The sequence below is a fragment of the Cupriavidus gilardii genome (assembly GCF_017598945.1).
Classification (GTDB): domain Bacteria; phylum Pseudomonadota; class Gammaproteobacteria; order Burkholderiales; family Burkholderiaceae; genus Cupriavidus; species Cupriavidus gilardii_E.
In genome coordinates, this window is sequence record NZ_JAGFTW010000028.1 from 37,533 (window position 1) to 58,847 (window position 21,315).

Here is a 21,315-nt window from a genome sequence, read left to right on the forward strand (position 1 = left end):
CGAAACCACGGAATCAATGAAATCAGCAGGATGGCAGCCATGACCGACAGCACGACGCCAGCGCGCGGCGAATATATCCTGGCGCTCGACCAGGGCACCAGCAGTTCGCGCGCGATCCTGTTCGATCATGCCGGCAATGTGGTGCGGATCGCCCAGCGCGAGTTCCGGCAATATTACCCGCAGCCCGGCCATGTCGAGCACGACCCCTACGAGATCTGGCAATCGCAGCTGGCGGTCGCGCACGAGGTGCTGAACGCCGCGGGCGTATCGGCGCGCCAGATCCGCGCGATCGGCATCACCAATCAGCGCGAGACCGCGGTGCTGTGGGACCGCCGCACCGGCGAGCCGGTCGGCCGCGCACTGGTCTGGCAGGACCGCCGGACCGCGCCGATGTGCGAGGCGCTGCAGCGCGACGGCCATGGCGAGCGCTTTCGCGCCAGCACGGGCCTCGTCATCGACGCCTATTTCTCCGGCACCAAGCTGCGCTGGATGCTCGACCACTACGATGGCGCACGCGAACGCGCGGCACGCGGCGAGCTGGCCTTCGGCACGGTCGACAGCTGGCTGATCTGGCAGTTGACCGACGGCAAACGCCATGTCACCGACGTCTCCAACGCGTCGCGGACGATGCTGTTCAATATCCACGAATTCCGCTGGGACGACGAACTGCTGGCGCTGCTCGATATTCCGCGCAGCCTGCTGCCCGACGTGGTGCCGTCCAGCGGCGAGGTGGCACGCACCTCGCAGCGCGTGTTCGGCGCCGAGCTGCCGATCGCCGGCATCGCGGGCGACCAGCAGGCGGCCACCTTCGGCCAGGCCTGCCTGTCGCCCGGCATGGCGAAGAACACCTATGGCACCGGCTGCTTCCTGCTGATGAATACCGGGTCTGCCCCGGTGGTCTCGCAGAACCGGCTGCTGACGACGATCGGCTGGCAGCTTGGCCAGGACGCCAGCGGCACCACGCAATACTGCCTCGAAGGCGGCGTCTTCATGGGCGGCGCCACGATCCAGTGGCTGCGCGACGGCCTGCAGATCATTCAGAGCGCGCCCGAGGTCGAACCGTTGGCGCGGCAATGCGAGGACACCGGCGGCGTGGTGCTGGTCCCTGCGTTCGCGGGGCTGGGCGCGCCGCACTGGGACGCGTTTGCACGCGGCACGCTGATCGGCATCACCCGCGGCACCGGCAGGCCGCAGATCGCGCGCGCCGCGCTCGAAGCGATCGCGCTGCAGAGCGTCGACGTGCTCGACGCGATGCAGAAGGACGCCGGCATTGCGCTGGCCGAACTGCGGGTCGACGGCGGCGCCTCGCGCAGCGACCTGCTGATGCAGATGCAGGCCGATCTGCTCGGCACCGCGGTCGTGCGTCCGCGCGTCACCGAAACGACCGCGCTGGGCGCGGCCTATCTGGCGGGCCTGGCCTGCGGCTTCTGGCGCGATCAGCAGGAACTGGCCAGCCAATGGCAGATCGAACAGCGTTTCGAGCCGCGGCTGTCGGCCGATGCACGCGCCAGCCAGCTCGCGCGCTGGCATCGCGCGGTGGAGCGCGCGCGGGATTGGGCGCGCGACGAAACCGCGTCCGCCGCCCCGTGAACGCGCATCAGCCGACGAACCGCCGACGCGCGCCGCCCTCGCACCGACCCCGCATCGACTCCGCATCGACGCCGCATTGACTCGCCAGGTACCGCTCTCCTTCGCCATGCAGACACCCAACCCTACCCTGCCCCCCGATCGCGCGACGCTGCTCGCCACACTGGAGCGCGAGCGCCGCTGGGACGTGATCGTGATCGGTGGCGGCGCGACCGGCCTCGGCACCGCGGTCGATGCCGCCTCGCGCGGCTATCGCACGCTGCTGCTGGAGGCGGCGGACTTCGCCAAGGGCACCTCCAGCAAGGCCACCAAGCTGGTGCACGGCGGCGTGCGCTACCTCGCCCAGGGCAATATCGGCCTGGTGCGCGAGGCCCTGCAGGAGCGCGGCATGCTGGCGCGCAACGCGCCGCATCTGGTGTGGCCGCTCGGCTTCGTGGTGCCCGCCTATCAGCTGTTCGACCAGCCCTTCTACGGCATCGGGCTGAAGGTCTACGACATGCTCGCCGGCAGCCGCAATCTGATGGACAGCCGCTGGCTGAACCACGCGGAGACGCTGGCAGCAGCGCCGACGCTGGCCGAGCATGTCGGCGGCCGCCCGTTGCGCGGCGCGAATCTGTATTTCGACGGCCAGTTCGACGACGCGCGTCTCGCGATCGCGCTGATGCGCACGCTGTTCGATCTCGACGGCGTCGCGGTCAACTATGCCCGCGTGACGGGCCTGGTGATGCAGGCCGGCGTGGTCGGCGGGGTCACCGTCCGCGACGAACTCGGCGATGCCGAACTGACGCTGCATGCCGAATGCGTGATCAATGCCACCGGCGTCTGGGTCGACGCGGTGCGCCGGATGGAGGACCAGCGCGCGCAGATGATGGTGGCGCCGAGCCAGGGCGTGCACCTGACGCTGCCGCGCAGTTTCCTGCCCGGCGATCGCGCGATCCTGGTGCCCAAGACCGATGACGGCCGCGTGCTGTTCCTGGTTCCCTGGAACGGCCACACCATCGTCGGCACCACCGACACGCCGCGCCGCGATCTGCCGCTGGAGCCGCGCGCCGAGGACGACGATATCGACTTCATCCTCGAGACCGCCGCGCGCTATCTGTCGCGCGATCCCACCCGCGCCGACGTCACCAGCGTCTGGGCTGGACTGCGTCCGCTGGTCAAGGCGACCGGGGAGAACTCGACCGCCTCGCTGTCGCGCGAACACACGATCGTCGTATCGAAAGCGGGCCTGATCACGGTGACCGGCGGCAAATGGACGACCTATCGCAAGATGGCCGAGGACGTGGTCGATACCGCGATTCGCCGCCAGATGCTGCCCGCGGCGCCGTGCGTGACCGCCGATCTGCCGCTGCACGGCGCGGGCGCGTGGGCCGGACAGCAGGCCAACCTGAACGCGCCCGACCGCTACTACGGCGGCGATCTGGGCCTGCTGCGCAGCCTGCCCGGTGCGGACAACGTGATCGCGCCGGAATCGGGCCTGACCGAGGCGCATGTCCGCTTCGCCGCGCGTTATGAACTGGCGCGCCGCGTCGAAGACGTGGTGGCGCGCCGCAACCGCCTGCTGTTTCTCGATGCCCGCGCGGCCGAAGCCGCAGCGCCGCGCGTGGCCGCGATCCTCGCCGAAGAGCTGGGGCACGACGCCGCCTGGCAGCAGGCGGAGATCGACAGCCTGCGCACGCTGGCCGCCAGCTATCGGCTCGACGTGGACCACCATCGGGCCGATCGCCGTGACGAACATGGCGTCGGACGTTGAGCGTCCTGCGCCGACATCAGCAGCGTTTCTCCCTCGACCGCTTTCCCTGCAAATCGATATGGCTATCCCTTTCCTCCTTCGCCGCGCCGTCATCGCTGGCGTCGCGCTGCTTGCCGCCACCGCCTGCAGCGCCCCGGCACAGGCTCGTCCCGGCATCGACGGCGTGCGCTTCGACGCGCCGATCACCGTGCATTACCGCTGCGATGAAGGCAAACAGCTGACCGCACGCTATTTCAACAGCCCCGACAACCAGATCGCGATCCTGCGTCTGGACGGCAAGCCGCTGCTGTTCGTCACCGTCCTCAGTGCGTCCGGCGCGCGCTACGCGCACGGCCAATATGTCTGGTGGACCAAGGGCGACGACGCGATGCTGCAGGACTTCACGCAGGGCGAGCACGCGCCGCCGACCTACGCCAATTGCCGCGCGCAGCGATAGGCCGGCCGCGCCAGACACGCGAAGGTGGGCGCGACAATGGTGTCCGAGCGATAATGCGGGTCATCGAATCAGGGAGAACACCATGGACGAGATAGACGATCTGTCCGATCTGCCGATGCCCCGCTTCATCTGGGGCTTCGCCATCGCCACCGGCAAGGGGGGCGAAGTGATGCACGACGAATTCGAGTATCTGACCCATACCCGCAGTCCGCGCTTCACCTGCCGCGTGGTCGAGCTCGAGGACATGCCCACCGAGAGCGACGAGTCCGGTATCGATGGCCGCATCGTCCACTACGACGATCCCGCCCGCCTGTTCTACATCACCGATGCAGGCATGGCGCTGGTCAATTTCGAGCTGTTCGACAAGCTGCCGGACCGCCAGAAACTGAAGAATGTCTGCGACGAGGCCATCCGCAACTGGATGATCCGGCGCGACTTCCTCGACAGCGAGGATGACGAGGATTGAGGCGAAAATCGCCGTCGGCCGCGCAGCGAAGGGCCATGCCCGGGCATTGATGCAGCGCATCGATGCCGCGCCGACATGCCGACAGCCCGTCGGACACCCGGTCGGCCCAGTCCTACAAGCCTAGCGGAGGGGTCCCGACAGTAGGCCCCGCCCGCGCTCCCTATAGTGAAGCCATGGAGTTCACGACAAGGAGCGACACCATGCCTTATATCCTCGCCTGGTTGCTGGGTGTGCCGGCCTTCGTGCTGGTCCTGATCTGGCTGTTCGCGCACTGATCCTCGCGCGCGGCATGGCCGGCGGCGCCTTCATGACATTCTCGCCGTCGGCCACGCCGCATGTGGCAACGATCCAACGTCCGCCCGCAAGGCGGACGTTTTTATTGGGCCCCGGCCAGCACCCGGGCGGACGCCAACAGACATTGGTGTAGACTCCGCCGGACAAGGCGCATCGTATTGCCGCAGAGCGCCGCCCCCGCCGCAGCTATCGAGGGGAACCTGGCCAGACGGACGCACTACGGGCGTTCATCGCTTATTTGGCATTGATGACGAGGATCGATTTGACTGCCGCCACGCCGCGCCGGCGTGGCGCCATGCTGACCACGGCATGCCTTCTGGCCGCGATGGCATTGCCGCCGGCTCATTCCCAACCCACTTCTCCGACTGCGGCAGTCGAAGCCCCGGCCAGCAACGGCGGCGGCGCCTTGGCCTCCGCCGGCGCCCCGTCGGCGCCGGCCGGCACGCCGGCGCGCCGCCAGGTGCTGACGGTCGCCGAGATGGGCGCCTATGGCCCGATCGCGCTGCGCGGACTCGATCCCGAGCGCGTGCTCAATGTCGGCATCCGCGCCGACGAGGTCGTGACCAGCGCCACGCTGCGGCTGCACTACACGTATTCGCCCTCGCTGATCTATCCGCTGTCGCATCTGAAGATCAAGCTGAACGACGAAGTCGTCGCCACGCTGCCGCTGGAGGCCAATCGCGCCGGGCAGCAGGTCACGCGCGATATCCCGCTGGAGCCGCGGCTGTTTACCGACTTCAATCGCCTGGCGATCGAATTCATCGGCCACTACACCGTGGACCACTGCGAGGACGCTGCGCATTCGGCGCTGTGGACCGATATCAGCGCCAACAGCGCGCTGACGCTGACCACCGCCGCGCTGCGCCTGCCGGACAATCTCGCCCTGCTGCCGCTGCCCTTCTTCGATCGCCGCGACAATCGCCGCGTCACCGTGCCGTTCGTGCTGGCCGACAACGCCGACATGGCGACGTTGCGCGCGGCCGGCGTGGTGGCATCGTGGCTGGGCGCGCTGGCCGACTATCGCGGTGCGCGCTTCCCCGTCGCGCGCAACGCGCCGGCGGGCCAGCACGCGATCATGCTGACGTTGCCGGGCCCCGCTGCGGCCGCCCTCGGACTGCGCGAGATCGCCGGTCCCTCGGTCACGGTGATGCCGAATCCGAACAGCCCCGACCACAAGCTGCTGGTCATCGCCGGCCGCAATGCCGAGGAATTGCAGACGGCGGCCAATGCGCTGGTGCTCGGCAAGGCGGCGATGGCCGGCCGCCAGGCATCGATTCAGACCGTCGACCTGGGACCGCCGCGCGCGCCGTATGACGCGCCGAACTGGGCGCCGGTCGATCGTCCGGTGCTGTTCCGCGAGCTGGTCACCGATCCGCAGCAGCTGCAGGTCTCGGGCAACGACCCGCAGGCGATCCGCGTCAATCTGCGCGTGCCGGCCGACCTGTACGGCTGGAACCAGCGCAGCGTGCCTTTGAGCCTGAAATACCGCTATACCGCGCCGTCCACCTACAACGACTCGGTGCTGAACGTCGATATCAACGAGCAGCTGGTGCGTTCGTACCGGCTGCGGCCGCTGTCGGGCAGCGACGACGAGAATCTGGTCAGCGTGCCGCTGCTGTCCGGCAGCGACGCGGTGATCTCCAACGAGATCCGGGTGCCTGCCTTCCGCGTGGGCAGCGACAACCAGATGCAGTTCCGCTTCCATCTGGACTCGCAGAAGACCGGCCTGTGCGCGTCGACGCCGGCCAAGGTCGCACGCGCCGCGATCGATCCGGACTCGACCATCGACTTCAGCGGCTTCGCCCACTACGCGGCGATGCCGAACCTGGCCTTTTTCGCCAACAGCGGATACCCGTTCACGCGCCTGGCCGATCTGGCCGATACCGCGGTGGTGCTGCCCGACGCGCCGCGCGCGATCGATCAGGAAGCGCTGCTGACGCTGCTGGGCCATATGGGCCGCTGGACCGGACTGCCGGCGCTGCGCGTCACGGTGGTGCCGGCGAAGGACGTCGAATCGGTCAGCCAGCGCAATCTGCTGATCGTCGGCAACGGCAGCGCCGGCGAGCTGCTGGCGCGCTGGGGCAAGTCGCTGCCGTTGATGATCGCGCGCGGCAAGACCGAGATGGCATTGCGCGACCAGCGCGCCAGCGCCTGGTCGAACTGGCTCAGCGACAGCGAGCCCGAGGCGATGACGCCGGCCGGCCGCGCGATCCTGTCGGCTGACGGCCCGCTGGCCGCGCTGGTCGGCTTCGAATCGCCCTATCGCGAGCGCCACAGCGTGGTGGCGGTGACCGCCACCGAGGCGGACCGGCTCGGCGACGTGCTCGATGCGCTGGACGATCCGTCGAAGGTCGCGCAGATCCGCGGCGACCTGACCGTGGTGCGCGCCAGGGAAGTCGAGGGCCTGCGGCTGGGCGAGCGCTATTTCGTCGGCGATTTTCCCTGGTATGCGCGGGTCTGGGTACGCGTGTCGTCGCACCCGGTATTCCTCGGCATCGCGGGCATCCTCGCGGGCCTGGCGGTGGCGCTGAGCGCGTTCTGGGCGCTGTCCCGGCTGGCGGCGCGGCGCAACGGGGGCTGAGATGGCGGCGTTGCACATGGTCGCTCGCCTGCGCGATAACGTCGGCCGGCTGGCGACGGCCTCGCGCGCGCTGCTCGGCGCCGCGCTGCTGACCGCCTCGCTCGGCTGCGCCGCCGCGTCGTGCCCGTGGCCCGCCTGGGACAACTTCAAGCGCGACACCGTCAGCGCCGATGGCCGCGTCATCGACGCGAGTACGCCGCAGCAGACCACCGTGTCCGAGGGCCAGGCCTATGCGCTGTTCTTCGCGCTGGTCGCCAACGACCGGCCGACCTTCGAACGGCTGCTGACCTGGACAGAAAACAATCTGGCCGAGGGCGATCTGGCCTCGCGGCTGCCGGCGTGGATCTGGGGCAAGCGCGAGGCCGCCGACGGCAAGCCCGAGAGCTGGGGCGTGCTCGACGCCAACCCCGCCTCCGACGCCGATCTGTGGATCGCCTACGCGCTGCTGGAAGCGGGCCGGCTGTGGCAGGAGCGCCGCTACACCGCGCTCGGCACCGTGATCGCGCGCCAGGTGGTGCAGCAGGAGACCGCGCTGCTGCCCGGGCTGGGCCGCACGCTGTTGCCCGGACCGATGGGCTTCCATCCTTCGCCGACGGTCTGGCGGCTCAACCCGAGCTATGTGCCGCCACAGCTGATGCGCCGCTTCGCGACGCTGTGGCCGCAGCAGACCGAATGGACCCAGCTGCTGTCCAGCTCGGCGCGGCTGCTGCTCGATACCGCGCCGCGCGGCTTCTCGCCCGACTGGGTCGAATACCACGGCGGTGGCAAGCCCGGCTTTCGTCCCGACCAGCAGACGCAGGCGGAAGGCGCATACAACGCGATCCGGGTCTATCTGTGGGCCGGCATGCTGGCGCAGCAGGATCCCTTGCGCGCGCCGCTGCTGAAGACCTATCGCCCGATGGCGGACTACACCATCGCGCACGGCCATCCGCCCGAGCGCGTCGACACGCGCTCCGGCGCCGTCGGGCCGAATTCGGGCAACGCAGGCTTTTCCGCGGCGGTGGCGCCGTATCTGCTTGCGCTCGGCGAGTCCGGCGCGGCGCAGCGCCAGCTCGAGCGGATGCGCAAGCTGGCCGCCGAACAGCCGCTGGGGTACTACAGCCAGGTGTTGTCGCTGTTCGCCCTCGGCCATCTCGATGGCCTGTACCGTTTCGAAGCCGATGGCGCGCTGACGCCGGCCTGGACCGCGACATGCCCCGCTCGCCGCTGACCCCCGCCGCCGCGGTGCTGCTCGTTGCCGCGATGCCGGCGGCCGCGTTGGCCCCCGCCGCGCCGTCCGCGGCCGCGGCCAACGCGGAACTGGCGCGCCTGCTGTCGTCGGCGCGCATGTGGGACGCGAAGAATCGCGCCGATCTGGCACGCGGCGCGCTCGACAAGATCCTGACGATCGAGCCGCAGCAGCCCGACGCGCTGCTGTTGCTGGCGCAGATCGAACTGCGTTCGAATCGTCCGGCCGAGGCCCAGCGCATCCTGCAGCGCCTGCGCCAGCACCATCCGAAACACCCCGCCACGCGCGAGCTCGAGGACACGTATCGCCTCGCCACGCAGGACAAGCGCGAGATGGCAACGGTGCGCATGCTGGCGCGCGGCGGCAACGAGAAGGAAGCGCTCGAACGCCTGCAACGGCTGTTTCCCGACGGGCCGCCGCAGGGCGAACTGGCGATCGACTACTACCGCATCCTGGCAGGTACCGACGCCGGCCGTCCGCGCGCGATCGCGGCGCTGCGCAAGCTGCTGCAGCAGCAGCCCGACGACGCGCGCCTCGCGCTGGCGCTGGGCGATTTGCTGACCGACCGCCCCGCCACGCGCGCCGAAGGCCTCAACCTGCTGTATCGGCTGAGCCAGCGCACCGACGCCGATCGCAAGACCGCGCTCGACATCTGGCGCCGCACGCTGTATCGCGTCAACGACGATCCGGCCTACGCGATCTGGTTCGAGCGCTATCTGAAGGAAGCGCCGGACGACGACATCGCGCGGCAAACCCTCGCCGAACTCGACAGAAAGCGCGAAGCGCATCGGCGCATGCTGGCCGATCCCGCCTACCAGGCGCGCGAGCGCGGTCTGCGGCAGCTGGAGCGCGGCAATCTCGCCGAAGCTCAGGCCGCCTTCGAGCAGGCCATGCGCACGCGCGGCAACGATGCCGAGGTGGTCGGCGGCCTGGGCCTGGTGCGGCTGCGCGAGGGCCGGCACGACGAGGCGCGCGCGCTGTTCGCCCGCGCGCTGCAGCTCGATCCCGAGCAGCGCAACAAATGGCGCAGCCTGCTGGACACCGCCACCTTCTGGGGCACGCTCTCACGCGCGCGGCTGGCCGGCACGCAGGGCAAGCCGGGCGAGGCCGAGACGCTGGCTCGGCAGGCGCTGGCGCGCCAACCGGACAACGCCGATGCGCTGGCCATCCTCGCCGACGCGCTGGTGGCGCAACGGCGCGAGGCCGAAGCCGAGACGCTGCTGCGCCAGCAGTTGGCGGGCCGCACGCCCGATCCCGGCGCGCTGCGCAGGCTGGTGGCGCTGCTGCAGAACAGCGGCCGCCACGCCGAGATCGGTCCGCTGCTGGCCGCCACCGAAGCTCGCCTGGAAAAATCGCCCACCAATGCGGACACGCTGCGCCAGCTGCGCGCCGAACTGCTGACGCGCCAGGCCGACCAGCTGCTGGCCGAGCGACGCGCGAGCCCCGCCATCGCCAGGCTGGAGGATGCGCTGCGGCTGACGCCCGACGCGCCGTGGACGCGCTACACGCTGGCGCGGGCCTATCGCGATCTCGGACTGCCGGCGCTGGGCCGCGAGACCATGGAGGAAGGCCTGCGCCTCGCGCCGAACGCCGACACGCGCTATGCCACCGCGCTGTTCCTGAACTCGGTCGACGACCCCGATGCGGCGGCCTCGCTGCTGGCGCAGATCCCCGAGGGCGAGCGCACCGAAGGCATGCGCGAACTCGGCGGCAATCTGCATGCGCAGCAGTTGCTGCGTCAGGGCCGCCTCGCACTGGCCGCCGGCCGCACCGACGAGGCGCGCGCGCTGCTGCGGCAAGCCGCGGACGCCACGCAGGCGGACCCGCAGATGCTGGCCACCGTCGGCCGCGAAGCGATCGCGCTGGGCGAATCCGACTACGGGCTCGGGCTGGTGCAACAGTGGCTCGCCGCCCATCCCGACGATCCCGCCATCGGCGTGCGGCTGCGCTACGGCGAGCTGCTGGCCGCCGCGGGCCGCGATGACGCGCTGCGCGGCTGGCTCGACGACTTGCGTGCGCGCGATGCGCAAACGCGCGGCCAACGGGGCGCGTTCGAACCCGCGCAACGTGCCGCGCTCGACGATCAGTCGCTGCGGCTCGCGCTGCGCGACACCGACCGTCATCTCGATGCGGACGATGCCGCCGGCGCGTTGCGCGTGCTGGCCGCGGTGCCTGCCGAGCAGCAACGGGATCGGCGCTGGTCGCTGGCACTGGCCGACGTGCGCGAGCGGCAAGGCGATCTCGGCGGCGCGGCGGCCGCGGCCCGGGCGGTGCTGGCGCGCAACCCGAACGATGCCGACGCCCGATTGACGCTGGCGCGGCTCGCCGAACGCGCCGGGCGCAACAACGAAGCCCTGCGCATCGTGCGCGAGGTGCTGGCCGGCACCGCCGAGGACGACATCGATACACGGCTGTCGGCGGCGCGGCGCCTGACCGCGCTGCGGCGCGACGGCGAAGCGGCCGCCGTGGTCGACGCCCTGCGTCAGCGCTACCCGCAGCGCGCCGATATCGTCGTGCAGCAGGGACGCATCGCGCAGTCGCGCGGCCAGTTCGACGATGCGGCTTCGCTGTACCGGCAGGCCCGCACGCTGGAGCAGGCCGAAGCGTCGGCGCCCGCCGTCGGCGGCACCGCTGCGCAGCGCGCGCTGCAGGATCTCGATGCGCGGCGCGATGGGCAGGTCGCCACCGCCACGCTGTTCTCGCGCAAGTCCGGCGACAGCGGCATCTCGGAGCTGAGCACCACCGAGATTCCGCTCTACGTGCGGATTCCGCATGGCTACACCGGTCATGTGTTCTTCCACGCCGATACGGTGCTGCTCGATGCCGGCACGTTGCGTCCCAACGCCGACAGCGCCGAGCAGTTCGGCCAGATCGCCGCACGCGGCAGTGCGGGGCTCTCCTCGCGCGGGCAACACGACAAGGGGATGGCGCTCGCCGCCGGGTATGCGTACAACGGCGCCTATGGCAGCTGGCGCGCCGACCTCGGCACCACGCCGCTCGGCTTCGTCGAGCAGAACGTGGTTGGCGGCCTGCGCTATCGCGCCGAGCTGCGCCGCGCCGCGGCCACCATCGACGTGTCGCGCCGCCCGGTGACCAGCAGCCTGATCTCGTACGCGGGCGCCATCGACCCGGCCAGCAACGAACGTTGGGGCGGCGTGGTCCGCAACGGCATCACGCTCGGCTATTCGCATGATGTCGGACGCGGCAGCGTGTTCGCTACGGTCGGCGCCGGCGTGCTGACCGGACACAACGTGCGCACCAACCGCGAGTTCACCGTGCGCACCGGCTTCGACTGGCCACTGCTCGATGCGCGCAACCAGCGCGTCAGCAGCGGCCTGGTGGTCAACTATTGGCGCTACCAGGAGAACCTGCGCTACTACACCTTCGGCCACGGCGGTTACTACAGCCCGCAGCGCTATCTGTCGCTGGCGGTGCCGCTCGAATGGACCGGCCGGCGCGGTCTATGGTCGTGGCGGCTGGGCGGCTCGGCCGGCTGGTCGGATACGTACGAGAAGGACATGCCGTTCTATCCGACCCGCTCCGGCCTGAACGCCGACGCCAGGGCGAACGGCATTGACCCGATCTACCGCGGCGGCAACGGCGGCGGCTTCAGCTATACCGCACTCGCTGCAGTCGAGTACCGCTTCGCGCCGAAGTGGGTGGCCGGCATGGCGCTGCAGATCGACCGCTCGCGCGACTATGCCCCCAATCGCGCGATCGCCTATCTGCGCTATCACTTCGAGCCGCAACGCGGACCGGTGCCCTTCCCGCCCGAGCCGGTGCGGCCGTATTCCTCGTACTAGATCGGACCGACGCGAATCATGAGCCCATCGACGAGGCCTGCCGCCACTTCCCTGACCCCGGACTCCGCGGCATCCACCGCATCCACCGCGCCGGCGCTGCCGCGCTCGGCGCTGTTCGCGCGGCTGCAGGCCCGGCCCGCGCTGGCGATCGACGGCCTGCCGCCCGAACTGGCGACGCTGGCGCCGGGGCACGTGCATATCGTCTATGCCGAGCCGTCGCCGGCCCGCGACGCGTTGTTCTGGCAGACCGCCGCCACCGCGCTGCGCGGACCGGCGACGGTGCTGTCCGCCCGTCCGGCCGGCGGCATCGCGCAGGCGCTGCGCGAGCACGGGCTCGATATCGACGTGGGCGGCGCGCTGCATCATCGTGCCAATCTGTGCGGGCTGCGCGTGGGCAGCGACAACGGCAGCGGCAATGGCAATGGCCGCGGCGGCGCGGGCATCGACACGCTGCTCGACGCCCTGCAGGCGCTGGCCGAGCAATGCGCGGCCCGGCACAGTGTCATGATGGTCGAGGGCGCGGAAGCCTGCTTTTCCTGGCACGACGGCGCGCGCCTGTCGCGCGAAGGCGCCCGCCTCGCGGCGTGGTGCGCGCGCGAACGGCTGTCGTTGCTGCTGGTGCTGGCGCCACCGATGGACGACGCGCAGCCGCCTGCCGACCTGGGCAGCCTGCATGCGCGCTTTGCCGGTGCCGCGCATCTGGCGCAGGTGCAAGGTCAATTCACCTGGGAGGTCGCGTTCTGGCGCGATCGCGAGGCGGTGCTCGCCAGCCGCTCGCTGCCGCTGCGCTTCGCGCCGGACGAGCACCGGCTGATGGTCAGCGGCGCGGGCATCGACGGCGAAGGCGGCGATGCCGCGTCGACCGGCCTGCTGGCGCCCGACGAACATCGCGTGATCGTCTGCCGCGATGCCGTCGCGCACGAACGCTGGGTGCCCGAGTCCTGGCAGCTGGTCGACAGCAACGAGGCCGCGGTAGCGAGCGCCAGCGGCGCGGTGGCGGCCACCGTGCTGCTGCATTACCACGGCAACCGCGCGTTCGAGGCGCTGGCCGAACAGGTGCACCGGCTGCGCCGCACGCGCGGCAGCGCGCTGAAGATCGTCGTGCGCGAGGATCAGGAAGCCATGCGGCAGCACTACGAGCTGCTGCTGCTCAATCTCGGCGCCAATCTGGTGATCGCGCGACGCACGCCGTTCGCGCGCGTTCAGGCGATGCTCGAGGGCGTGCAGGGCCAGGTGTTCTCGCGCCCGCTGCCCGCCGACTACCGGACTGCGTTGTCCGCCGTGCTGACCGGCTCGGCGATCGGCTACGTGCCACCGGCCGAATTCATCGACACGGTGCGCGGCGCGGTCGAACAGGGCCGCACCATCCGGCTGCCGCACGTGCTGCTGCGCCTGACGCTGCTGCCCGAGGTCGCCCATATCGATGCGCTGCGCGCCTGCCGGATGAACCGCACCGGCGATATCTGCAGTGCGGACGCCGACAGCGTCTACGTGTTCTTCTTTGCCTGCCGCCTCGACGACGCCGACGCGGTGTGCCGGCGCGTGTTCCAGCGGCCGCTGGAAGCGCTGTTCTCCGGCGAACTGCGCTGCGGCGATGCGCCCACGATCGAGGCGGCGCTGAACGCTTTCGCACAGCAGGCCGCGGCGCAGGCGCTGCCCGACTACAGCGGGTGGCTGCAGGCAAGGGAGCAAGCGAGCGAGGCGACGATGGAGCAAGGCGCCGCCCTGCCCGCGGCGCCGGCTGCGGTGCCGGCAAGCGAAGGCCCGCAGGCCACGGCCAGTGCGTCGCCGGTGAATCGTGCCCGGCCCGCCCTGCCGCTGCTGTCCCCGCTCGACGCGCTGCGGCCATCCGCCTCGGCTCAGGCCGGCTCGCGTCCCCAACCCCGCACTGCGCCGGCGCCTGCCGCGGTGCCGCTCAAAACCAGGGGATAGCCTCGCCATGCGCGTCTTTATCGGATATTTCATCTGGGGCCTGATACTGGCCGCCCCCATCGCCTGGCTGATCTGGAAGCTGGACCTGATGCGCGTGATGCCTCGTTGGTTCCAGCCGCGGCAGCGCCGTGCGGTGCGGCTGCCGCCGCAGCTCGAAGGCATCGTCATCCGCGGCAAGCGGTGGCAGGCGCCGAAGGACGGCACGCGATGAGGACAATCGCTATCGTCGCGCCCGTCGGCGGCGCGGGCCGCAGCACGATGACCGCCGCCCTGGCCTCGCTGCTGGTGGGGCGTGGGCATGACGTGCTGGTCCTGGAATGCGATCCGCGCAACCTGCTCGGCCTGCATTTCGGTCTGCGCGAGCCTGTTGCGCGCGGGCTGGTCGACGCGGCCCTGCGGCCGTCCGCCAACGACTGGGCGGCCGCGGGCCTGCGCAGCGACGACGGCGTGCTGCTGGTGCCGTGGGGTCAGGCCGATACCATGCCTGGCGGCAATGGCGGCGACGACGATGTCGACGCCGAGGCCATCGCCGCGCGACACCTGTTGGAGCAGCCGCAATGGCTGCGCGGCCTGCTGTCGCAGGTCGACCTGCCCGACGACGGCGTGGTGCTGATCGATACACCGGCCTGGCCCGGCCCCCATGCCGCGCAGGCGCTTGCCGCCGCGGATCTGGCGCTGATGCTGGCACCGCCCGAGCCCGAAGTCTGCGCCACGCTGCCGCGCATGCAGAATGCGCTCGAACAGCTCGGCCTGCCCTATCGCGTCGTCGCGACCAAGGTCCAGCCGGCGCGCCAGCTGCATGGCGATGTGCTCGCGCTGCTGCGCGCCCGCCTTGAGGAACGGCTGCTGCCCTATCAGGTGCATCTGGATCACGGCCTGCCCGAAGCGCTGGCGCGCGGCGAGAACTTCTGCCGGGCGATGCCGCATTCGCAGGCCGCGCACGATCTGCAGGGCGTCGCGGCCTGGCTGTCGCAATGGATCGCGGCATCGATCGGCGCGTCCGCCCACGATGCGGAGGCACGCTCATGATCCTCGGCGTCGTGCTCGACCTGACGCTGCGGCTGCGCGCCACGCTGGCGCAAGGGCTGGGTCTTGCCGGGCAGCCGACGCTCGCCGACTGGCTGGTGCGCCTGTTCTTCCGTCCGCCGCGGCCCGGCAAGCGCGACTGGCCGGCCGAGTTCGCGTCCTGGCTATCGCGCCGCGGCGCGGAGCGTCTTGGCATCGATCCGCGGCACAGCCTGCCACGTCGGATATGGCGCCTGTTCGTGCGCCCGCCTCGCCCGCGTCGGCGCCTGGCCGCGCCGACGCGCCGCCGCAGCGTGCCGGAGCCGGCGCCATCGCAATCGGCGCTGCGCCGCTGGCTCGATCAGCGCCTGGAGCCGGCCTACCGCTACGTCGCGCGCAAGCGGCGCCGCCTGGCGGCGCGCCTGCCGCGCGTGGATTGGATGCGCGCCGGCAGCGGCCTGGCCCACGTGGCGGCGCTGGTGCATCGCGTGCGCGGGCTCGCGCCCACGATGCTGGTGCTGGCGGCCCTGACAGGGCTGGTGCTGTGCACCACCCCGCTGCCGCTGGGCGGGCAGCTGACCGTGTTCGCGCTGGTCTGGATCGCGGTGATGGTGTTGCGCAAGATCCCGGGGCGCTTCCCCACGCTGACGATGATGGCGCTGTCGCTGCTGATGACGCTGCGCTATATCTGGTGGCGCGCCACCGAGACGCTGGATCTGGCCACGCCGATGGAGGTCACCATCGGCTATCTGCTGTTCGCCGCCGAGGCCTACACCTGGCTGGTGCTGATCCTCGGCTATGTGCAGACCGCCTGGCCGCTGTCGCGCCGGCCCAAGCCGATGCCCGCGGACACCGCGCAATGGCCGACCGTCGACGTCTATATCCCGACCTACAACGAGCCGCTGTCGGTGGTGCAGCCCACCGTCTATGCCGCGCGCAGCCTCGACTGGCCCAGCGGCAAGCTGAACATCTATCTGCTCGACGACGGCCGCCGGCCGCAGATGCAGGCCTTCGCCGAGCAGGCCGGCGTGCACTACCTGACGCGCAGCGACAATCGCCACGCCAAGGCCGGCAACATCAACCACGCGCTGTCCGTCACCCAGGGCGACTACATCGCGATCTTCGACTGCGACCACATCCCGACCCGCTCCTTCCTGCAGATGACGATGGGCGAGTTCATCGCCGATCCGCGCTGTGCGATGGTGCAGACGCCCCACCACTTCTTCTCGCCCGATCCGTTCGAGCGCAACTTCGATACCTTCCGGCGCGTGCCCAACGAGGGCAGCCTGTTCTATGGGCTGATCCAGGACGGCAACGATCTGTGGAACGCGGCGTTCTTCTGCGGCTCGTGCGCCGTGATCAAGCGCGCGCCGCTGGCCGAGATCGGCGGCATCGCGGTCGAGACCGTGACCGAGGACGCGCACACCGCGCTCAAGCTGCACCGGCGCGGCTACAACACCGCCTATCTGCGCACCGTGCAGGCGGCGGGCCTGGCCACCGAAAGCCTGGCCAGCCATATCGGCCAGCGCATCCGCTGGGCGCGCGGCATGGCGCAGATCTTCCGCATCGACAATCCGCTGCTCGGCAAGGGGCTGAAGCTGTTTCAGCGCCTGTGCTATTCGAACGCGATGCTGCACTTCTTCTACGGCATCCCGCGGCTGATCTTCCTGACGATGCCGCTCGCCTATCTGGTGTTCGGCATGCACGTGATCAACACCTCGGCGGCGATGATCGCGGCCTATGTGCTGCCCTATCTGGTGATCGCCAACATCACCAACTCGCGCATCCAGGGCAAGTACCGGCATTCGTTCTGGGCCGAGGTCTACGAGTCGGTGCTGGCCTGGTACATCGTGCTGCCGACCACGATGGCCTTCATCAATCCTCGGCTGGGCAAGTTCAACGTGACGGCCAAGGGCGGCCGCATCGAGGACGACTATCTGGACTGGACGATTTCCAAGCCCTATCTGCTGCTGCTCGCGCTGAACGTGGCGGGACTCGGCATGGGCGTGGGCCGGTTGCTGATGGGCACCACGACCGAGCCCGGCACCGTCGTGATGAACATGGTGTGGGCCAGCGTCAATCTGCTGATGCTGGGCGCGGCCATTGGCGTCGCCAAGGAGGCGCGCCAGGTGCGCGTGTCGCACCGGATTCCGATGCGCGTGCCCGCCACGCTGCTGCTGCCGGATGGCACCACGCTGGCGTGCAAGACCGAGAATTATTCTCTCGGCGGCCTGGGGCTGCTGCTGCCGATCGACGTGGCGCTCGGCGAAGGCGAACGCGTCGGCGTCTGCCTGTCGCGCGGCGCACGCGAATACCATTTCGCCGCGACGGTGGCGCGCAACGTCAACCGCCACCTCGGCGTGCGGATGCAGGACCTGAGCCCGGAAGCCGAGACGCAACTGATTCAGTGCACCTTCGGACGCGCCGACGCGTGGATCGACTGGCTCGACGATCAGCCGCGCGATGCGCCGCTGCGCGGGCTCAAGGAGGTCATCGAGATGGGTTATCAAGGGTTCCTGCGCCTGTACGACGCCGCGCTGGACATGCTCGAAGCCGCGCTGGCACGGCGGCGAGCCCGTCAATCCTGAGCGGCCCGCGCCGTCGATCCACCGTAAGCCGAACCGCATTCCGAACTGCGATCCATATGGGACTCTGGAACCTCTACTTCGCCGCCAAGCTGGCCCTGTTCGCCATCGGACAGGTGCAGCCGCGCTGGCTGCTGAATCTGCTGTTCGCGCTGTGGCTGGTGCTGCCGCTGGAACACCGCGGCCTGCGCGTGTTGCGCCAGGTGCTGGCCGTGGTGGTCGGCGTGGCGCTGCTGTACCACGAATCGAACCTGCCGCCGTTCGCGCGCGTGGTGTCGCAGTTCTCGAACCTCAGCGCGTTCACCCCGGCCTATCTGCTCGAACTGCTGCAGCGCTTCGTCAGCCCGAACATGGTGCTCGGCGCGATCGTCGTCACGCTGGCCTATCTGGTGATCAACCGTTGGGTGCGCGTCACCACCTTCGTGCTGCTCGCGCTGATCGTGGTGCCGCTGTGGCAAGGTGCGGGCACCGCTTCCACCGGTACGGCTGCGACCGGCACCGCGACCGCGCGCGTTGCGCAGCGGCCGGCCTCGACCATGCGGATCGACAGTCCCGCCGAGGTCGGCGACAACGAGGCGCAGCTGAACGCCTTCCGCGCGCAGGAAGCCGCGCGCCAGGTCGCGTTCACGCCGTTGAGCGCCTCGCCCGACAGCCAGTTCGACATCATCGTGCTGCATGTCTGCTCGCTGTCCTGGGACGACCTCGATGTCGCCAAGGCGCGCAATCATCCGCTGCTGTCGCGCTTCGACTATCTGTTCACCGAGTTCAGCTCGGCGGCCAGCTACAGCGGCCCGGCGGCGATCCGGCTGCTGCGCGCGACCTGCGGCCAGCAGCCGCACCAGGCGCTGTACTCGCCCGCGCAGGGGCAATGCCACCTGTTCGAGGCGCTGGCGCAGGCCGGCTTCGATACGCGCGTGCTGATGAACCACGATGGCCGCTTCGACAATTTCCGCGGCTTCGTCGACAAGGAAATCGGCGTACCGAACGTCACGCACGTGCCGGTGGACGGCGTGCCGCCGGCAATGCGGGCCTTCGACAATTCGCCGATCCTGGGCGACTACGCGGTACTCGAGAAGTGGTACAAGTCGCGGCTGGCGCAGAACAGCGGACCGCTCGCGCTGTACTACAACACGGTCACGCTGCATGACGGCAACCGGCTGCCGGATTCCAAGCTCACCAGCATCCAGTCATACCCCCTGCGGCTGACGCGGCTGCTCGACGATATCGACAAGCTGATCGCGCTGATCGCGCAGTCGGGCCGCAAGGCAGTGGTGGTGTTCGTGCCCGAGCACGGCGCGGCGCTGCGCGGCGATGCCAACCAGATCGCCGGCATGCGCGAGATTCCGACGCCGCGGATCGTGCATGTGCCGGTGGGGGTCAAGCTGATCGGGTTGCAGGGTGGGAATACGGCCGGCAATGCAGGCGGCAATGCGGGCAACAATGCGGGCGGCAACGACAATGGCGCCAACGGCCCGGTGACGATCCACGCGCCGAGCAGCTATCTGGCGCTGTCGCAGCTGTTGTCGAACCTGGTCGCCGACAGCCCGTTCCGGCAAGGCGCGCCGGCGCCGTCGCAGTACGCAGCGGACCTGCCGCAAACGCGCATGGTCGGCGAGAACGAGGCCACCGTGATGATGAAGCGCGGCACCGGCTACGTGGTACGCACGCCCGACGGCGTATGGGTGGATGGCAAATGAGCGAGTTGAATGAGGTCAGCGAGGGCCGGCGCAAGCGCGCCCAACTGCGGCGCGGCATGCGACCGCGGCACGCGCCGCGGCCCAATAACGATATCGAGGCGCTGGCGATGAAGGTGCCGGGCTTCGCCGCGCATCGCTATGTCGACGAGCAGGAAACCCAGGCGGCCCGCGCCGCCGCGACGCGCTGGCCGCGGCTGGCGGGATGGCTGGGCCATGGGGATGACGGCGCGCCGGAGGGCCACGCGGTCGGGCAGGGGCCAGCGCCGGGGCTCAGCCCGACGCCGCGTTGAGCGCCTGCGGCTCGGCGCTCGGCTCGTTCACTGCGTTGGGCGCGGGCGAGCCCGGGGCCGCCGCCGAAGCCGACGACCACCGTGCCGGCGCATCGGCCCCCGCCACGGCAGCCAGCAGCAGATTCGCCGCCGGCTCCAGCCGCTCCTGCTGATTGAACAGCCGCACGGACACCAGGCTGTTCTGCAGCGCGGCAAACAACACCTGCGCCAGCGCCGCCGAGCCGATCGTCGGCTGCGCATCCCCGCCGTTCTGCTCGCGTGCGCGCTCCAGCAGCGCCGTCAGCCAGCTTTCGTGAATCCGATGAAATTCCTGCAGCGCCTGATGCACCGCCGACGGCAGGCACAAGGCCTCGGTCGACAGCATGCCGGCCAGACATACCTGTTGCCCCCCGCATTCCCGCCGCCACGAGGCCAGATAGCGTTCCGCCTGCTGCAGCGGCGGCAGCGCCGGATCGATGCCATCCAGATAGCGCGCAATGCGCTCGCTGTAGGCGTTCACCGCTTCCAGCGCCAGGTCTTCCTTGGTCGGGAAGTAGTAATGGATGCTCGAGGTCTTGACGCCGACGCGCTCGGCCAGATCGCGATAGCTGAAGCCGTTGAAGCCCCGCTTGCGGATCAGGTCGAGCGTGTGTTCGAGCAGCCGATCGCGCACCGTCGCCACCGTCGCGCCAGCGCCGGCCGGCTGGCCGCGGCCGGCGGAGCGGGAAGTCGAAGCGTCTTTCATGACAAGCCCTCCCCCGCTACCACGAGCGGCCGTTGCGGTATTGCCCTTCAAACGTTGGCACCTTCGGTGAAGACGTCGAACTTGCCTTGGCGAGCGCCCTCGGTGAAGACGTCGAAGCGGCCCTGGCGTGCACCGTCGGTGTAGGTGTCGAACTTGCGCGAAGGCTCGGCCGACACGCCGGTGCGATCCAGGCCGGCGACGATGCGCGCACCGTCGGTGTACGGATCGAACTTGCCGCTGCGGGCGCCCTCGGTGTACGGGTCGAACTTGCCGCTGCGCGCGCCGTCGGTGAATTGATCCACGCTGCGGGCCGGGCTGGCCGACACGCCGGTGCGATCCAGGCCGGCGACGATACGCGCGCCGTCGGTGTAGGGGTCGGCCTTGCCGCTGCGGGCGCCGTCGACGAAGGTGTTGCGGTCGCCGCTGCGAGCGCCGTCAACGAAGGTATTGCGATTGCCGCTGCGCGCACCGTCGACATAGGTGCTGCGCTCGCCGGCGCGGAATTCGTAGCCGTACTTGTCGGCGGGAACGGTGGCAGCCTGCGCGGTGCCAGCGACGAAGGCGGCGGCAAGGGTGGCGGCGGTCAACAGGGTCTTGGCAACGGTACGGGTGGTCATGATCAGCTCCTTTCAGGGACCCGCGTCTGGCGGATCGAATCGGTCAATGTGGAATCCGGCTGTCGAATCTACGAATCGAATCTACTAGTAGATAGATAACCTGACTCGAAAAAAACCCGGATTCCCGGGGTTGTTGCGTGGACTTGGGTGCCGCTTCACTTCTTTCTTCGGTGCGGCGCCGCGTCCATGAGCACCACTTTATCTACTACTAGGTAGATAGTCAAGGAGTTTTTTCGGGTGCTTCCGTTCGGGCTGGTCGCGACCATAATGCTTCGATACTGGCTCGCTCCGTCTGGAGCGCCGAAAATGCCACCTCT

Annotated in this window: 14 protein-coding genes and 1 pseudogene; 13 read left to right on the forward strand and 2 right to left on the reverse strand. The window is 69.8% G+C overall.

Going from position 1 to position 21,315, the window contains the following annotated elements; translation table 11 throughout:
• Window positions 1–39: 39 nt before the first annotated feature.
• From glpK to J5T34_RS10170, 13 genes are all read left to right on the forward strand, one after another.
• Window positions 40–1,590 (forward strand): glycerol kinase GlpK, encoded by a 1,551-nt coding sequence (glpK, locus tag J5T34_RS10110; RefSeq protein WP_208579629.1) that lies wholly within the window; start codon window positions 40–42, stop codon window positions 1,588–1,590.
• Window positions 1,591–1,696: 106 nt separating this feature from the next.
• Window positions 1,697–3,340: a glycerol-3-phosphate dehydrogenase/oxidase gene (locus J5T34_RS10115; protein ID WP_208579630.1), complete on the forward strand. Its 1,644-nt coding sequence runs from the start codon at window positions 1,697–1,699 to the stop codon at window positions 3,338–3,340.
• A 58-nt stretch (window positions 3,341–3,398) separates the two neighbouring features.
• Window positions 3,399–3,776 carry an MliC family protein gene (locus J5T34_RS10120; protein ID WP_208579631.1) on the forward strand — a complete coding sequence of 126 codons (378 nt, stop codon included), beginning with the start codon at window positions 3,399–3,401 and terminating at the stop codon, window positions 3,774–3,776.
• Between the two features lie 82 nt (window positions 3,777–3,858).
• A complete protein-coding gene (locus tag J5T34_RS10125) occupies window positions 3,859–4,242 on the forward strand; it encodes a hypothetical protein (protein ID WP_208579632.1) in 384 nt (127 codons plus the stop codon).
• 589 nt (window positions 4,243–4,831) lie between these two features.
• Window positions 4,832–7,117, forward strand: a complete 2,286-nt coding sequence (bcsB, locus tag J5T34_RS10130; RefSeq protein ID WP_244258806.1) for a cellulose biosynthesis cyclic di-GMP-binding regulatory protein BcsB — start codon at window positions 4,832–4,834, stop codon at window positions 7,115–7,117.
• A gap of 16 nt (window positions 7,118–7,133) precedes the next feature.
• Window positions 7,134–8,327 (forward strand): cellulose synthase complex periplasmic endoglucanase BcsZ, encoded by a 1,194-nt coding sequence (gene bcsZ / locus J5T34_RS10135; protein WP_244258807.1) that lies wholly within the window; start codon window positions 7,134–7,136, stop codon window positions 8,325–8,327.
• The gene (locus tag J5T34_RS10140) at window positions 8,309–12,148 is read left to right on the forward strand and encodes a cellulose synthase subunit BcsC-related outer membrane protein (RefSeq protein ID WP_208579635.1); all 3,840 of its coding nucleotides are present in this window, start codon (window positions 8,309–8,311) and stop codon (window positions 12,146–12,148) included. The genes bcsZ and J5T34_RS10140 overlap by 19 nt, the downstream gene beginning before the upstream one ends.
• Before the next feature lie 18 nt (window positions 12,149–12,166).
• Window positions 12,167–14,080, forward strand: coding sequence for a cellulose biosynthesis protein BcsE (gene bcsE / locus J5T34_RS10145; RefSeq protein ID WP_208579636.1), 1,914 nt, complete (start codon window positions 12,167–12,169; stop codon window positions 14,078–14,080).
• Between the two features lie 7 nt (window positions 14,081–14,087).
• A complete protein-coding gene (locus J5T34_RS10150; protein ID WP_208579637.1) occupies window positions 14,088–14,291 on the forward strand; it encodes a hypothetical protein in 204 nt (67 codons plus the stop codon).
• Window positions 14,288–15,109, forward strand: coding sequence for a cellulose biosynthesis protein BcsQ (bcsQ, locus tag J5T34_RS10155; RefSeq protein WP_208579638.1), 822 nt, complete (start codon window positions 14,288–14,290; stop codon window positions 15,107–15,109). The genes J5T34_RS10150 and bcsQ overlap by 4 nt, the downstream gene beginning before the upstream one ends.
• Window positions 15,106–17,673 carry a UDP-forming cellulose synthase catalytic subunit gene (bcsA, locus tag J5T34_RS10160; protein ID WP_244258808.1) on the forward strand — a complete coding sequence of 856 codons (2,568 nt, stop codon included), beginning with the start codon at window positions 15,106–15,108 and terminating at the stop codon, window positions 17,671–17,673. The genes bcsQ and bcsA overlap by 4 nt, the downstream gene beginning before the upstream one ends.
• A gap of 56 nt (window positions 17,674–17,729) precedes the next feature.
• Complete coding sequence (bcsG, locus tag J5T34_RS10165) at window positions 17,730–19,367, forward strand: cellulose biosynthesis protein BcsG (RefSeq protein WP_208579639.1); 1,638 nt, start codon at window positions 17,730–17,732, stop codon at window positions 19,365–19,367.
• Complete coding sequence (locus tag J5T34_RS10170; RefSeq protein ID WP_208579640.1) at window positions 19,364–19,657, forward strand: hypothetical protein; 294 nt, start codon at window positions 19,364–19,366, stop codon at window positions 19,655–19,657. Before bcsG ends, J5T34_RS10170 begins: the two co-directional genes overlap by 4 nt.
• A 97-nt stretch (window positions 19,658–19,754) precedes the next feature.
• Here J5T34_RS10170 and J5T34_RS10175 read toward each other — a convergent pair.
• Together J5T34_RS10175 and J5T34_RS10180 are read right to left on the reverse strand one after the other, a co-directional pair.
• A pseudogene (locus J5T34_RS10175) lies at window positions 19,755–20,381 on the reverse strand (TetR/AcrR family transcriptional regulator); the annotation flags it as partial.
• 47 nt (window positions 20,382–20,428) lie between these two features.
• Entirely contained in the window at window positions 20,429–20,998 is a 570-nt protein-coding gene (locus tag J5T34_RS10180; RefSeq protein ID WP_208579642.1) for a copper resistance protein CopQ, read from the reverse strand.
• Window positions 20,999–21,315 lie beyond the last annotated feature (317 nt).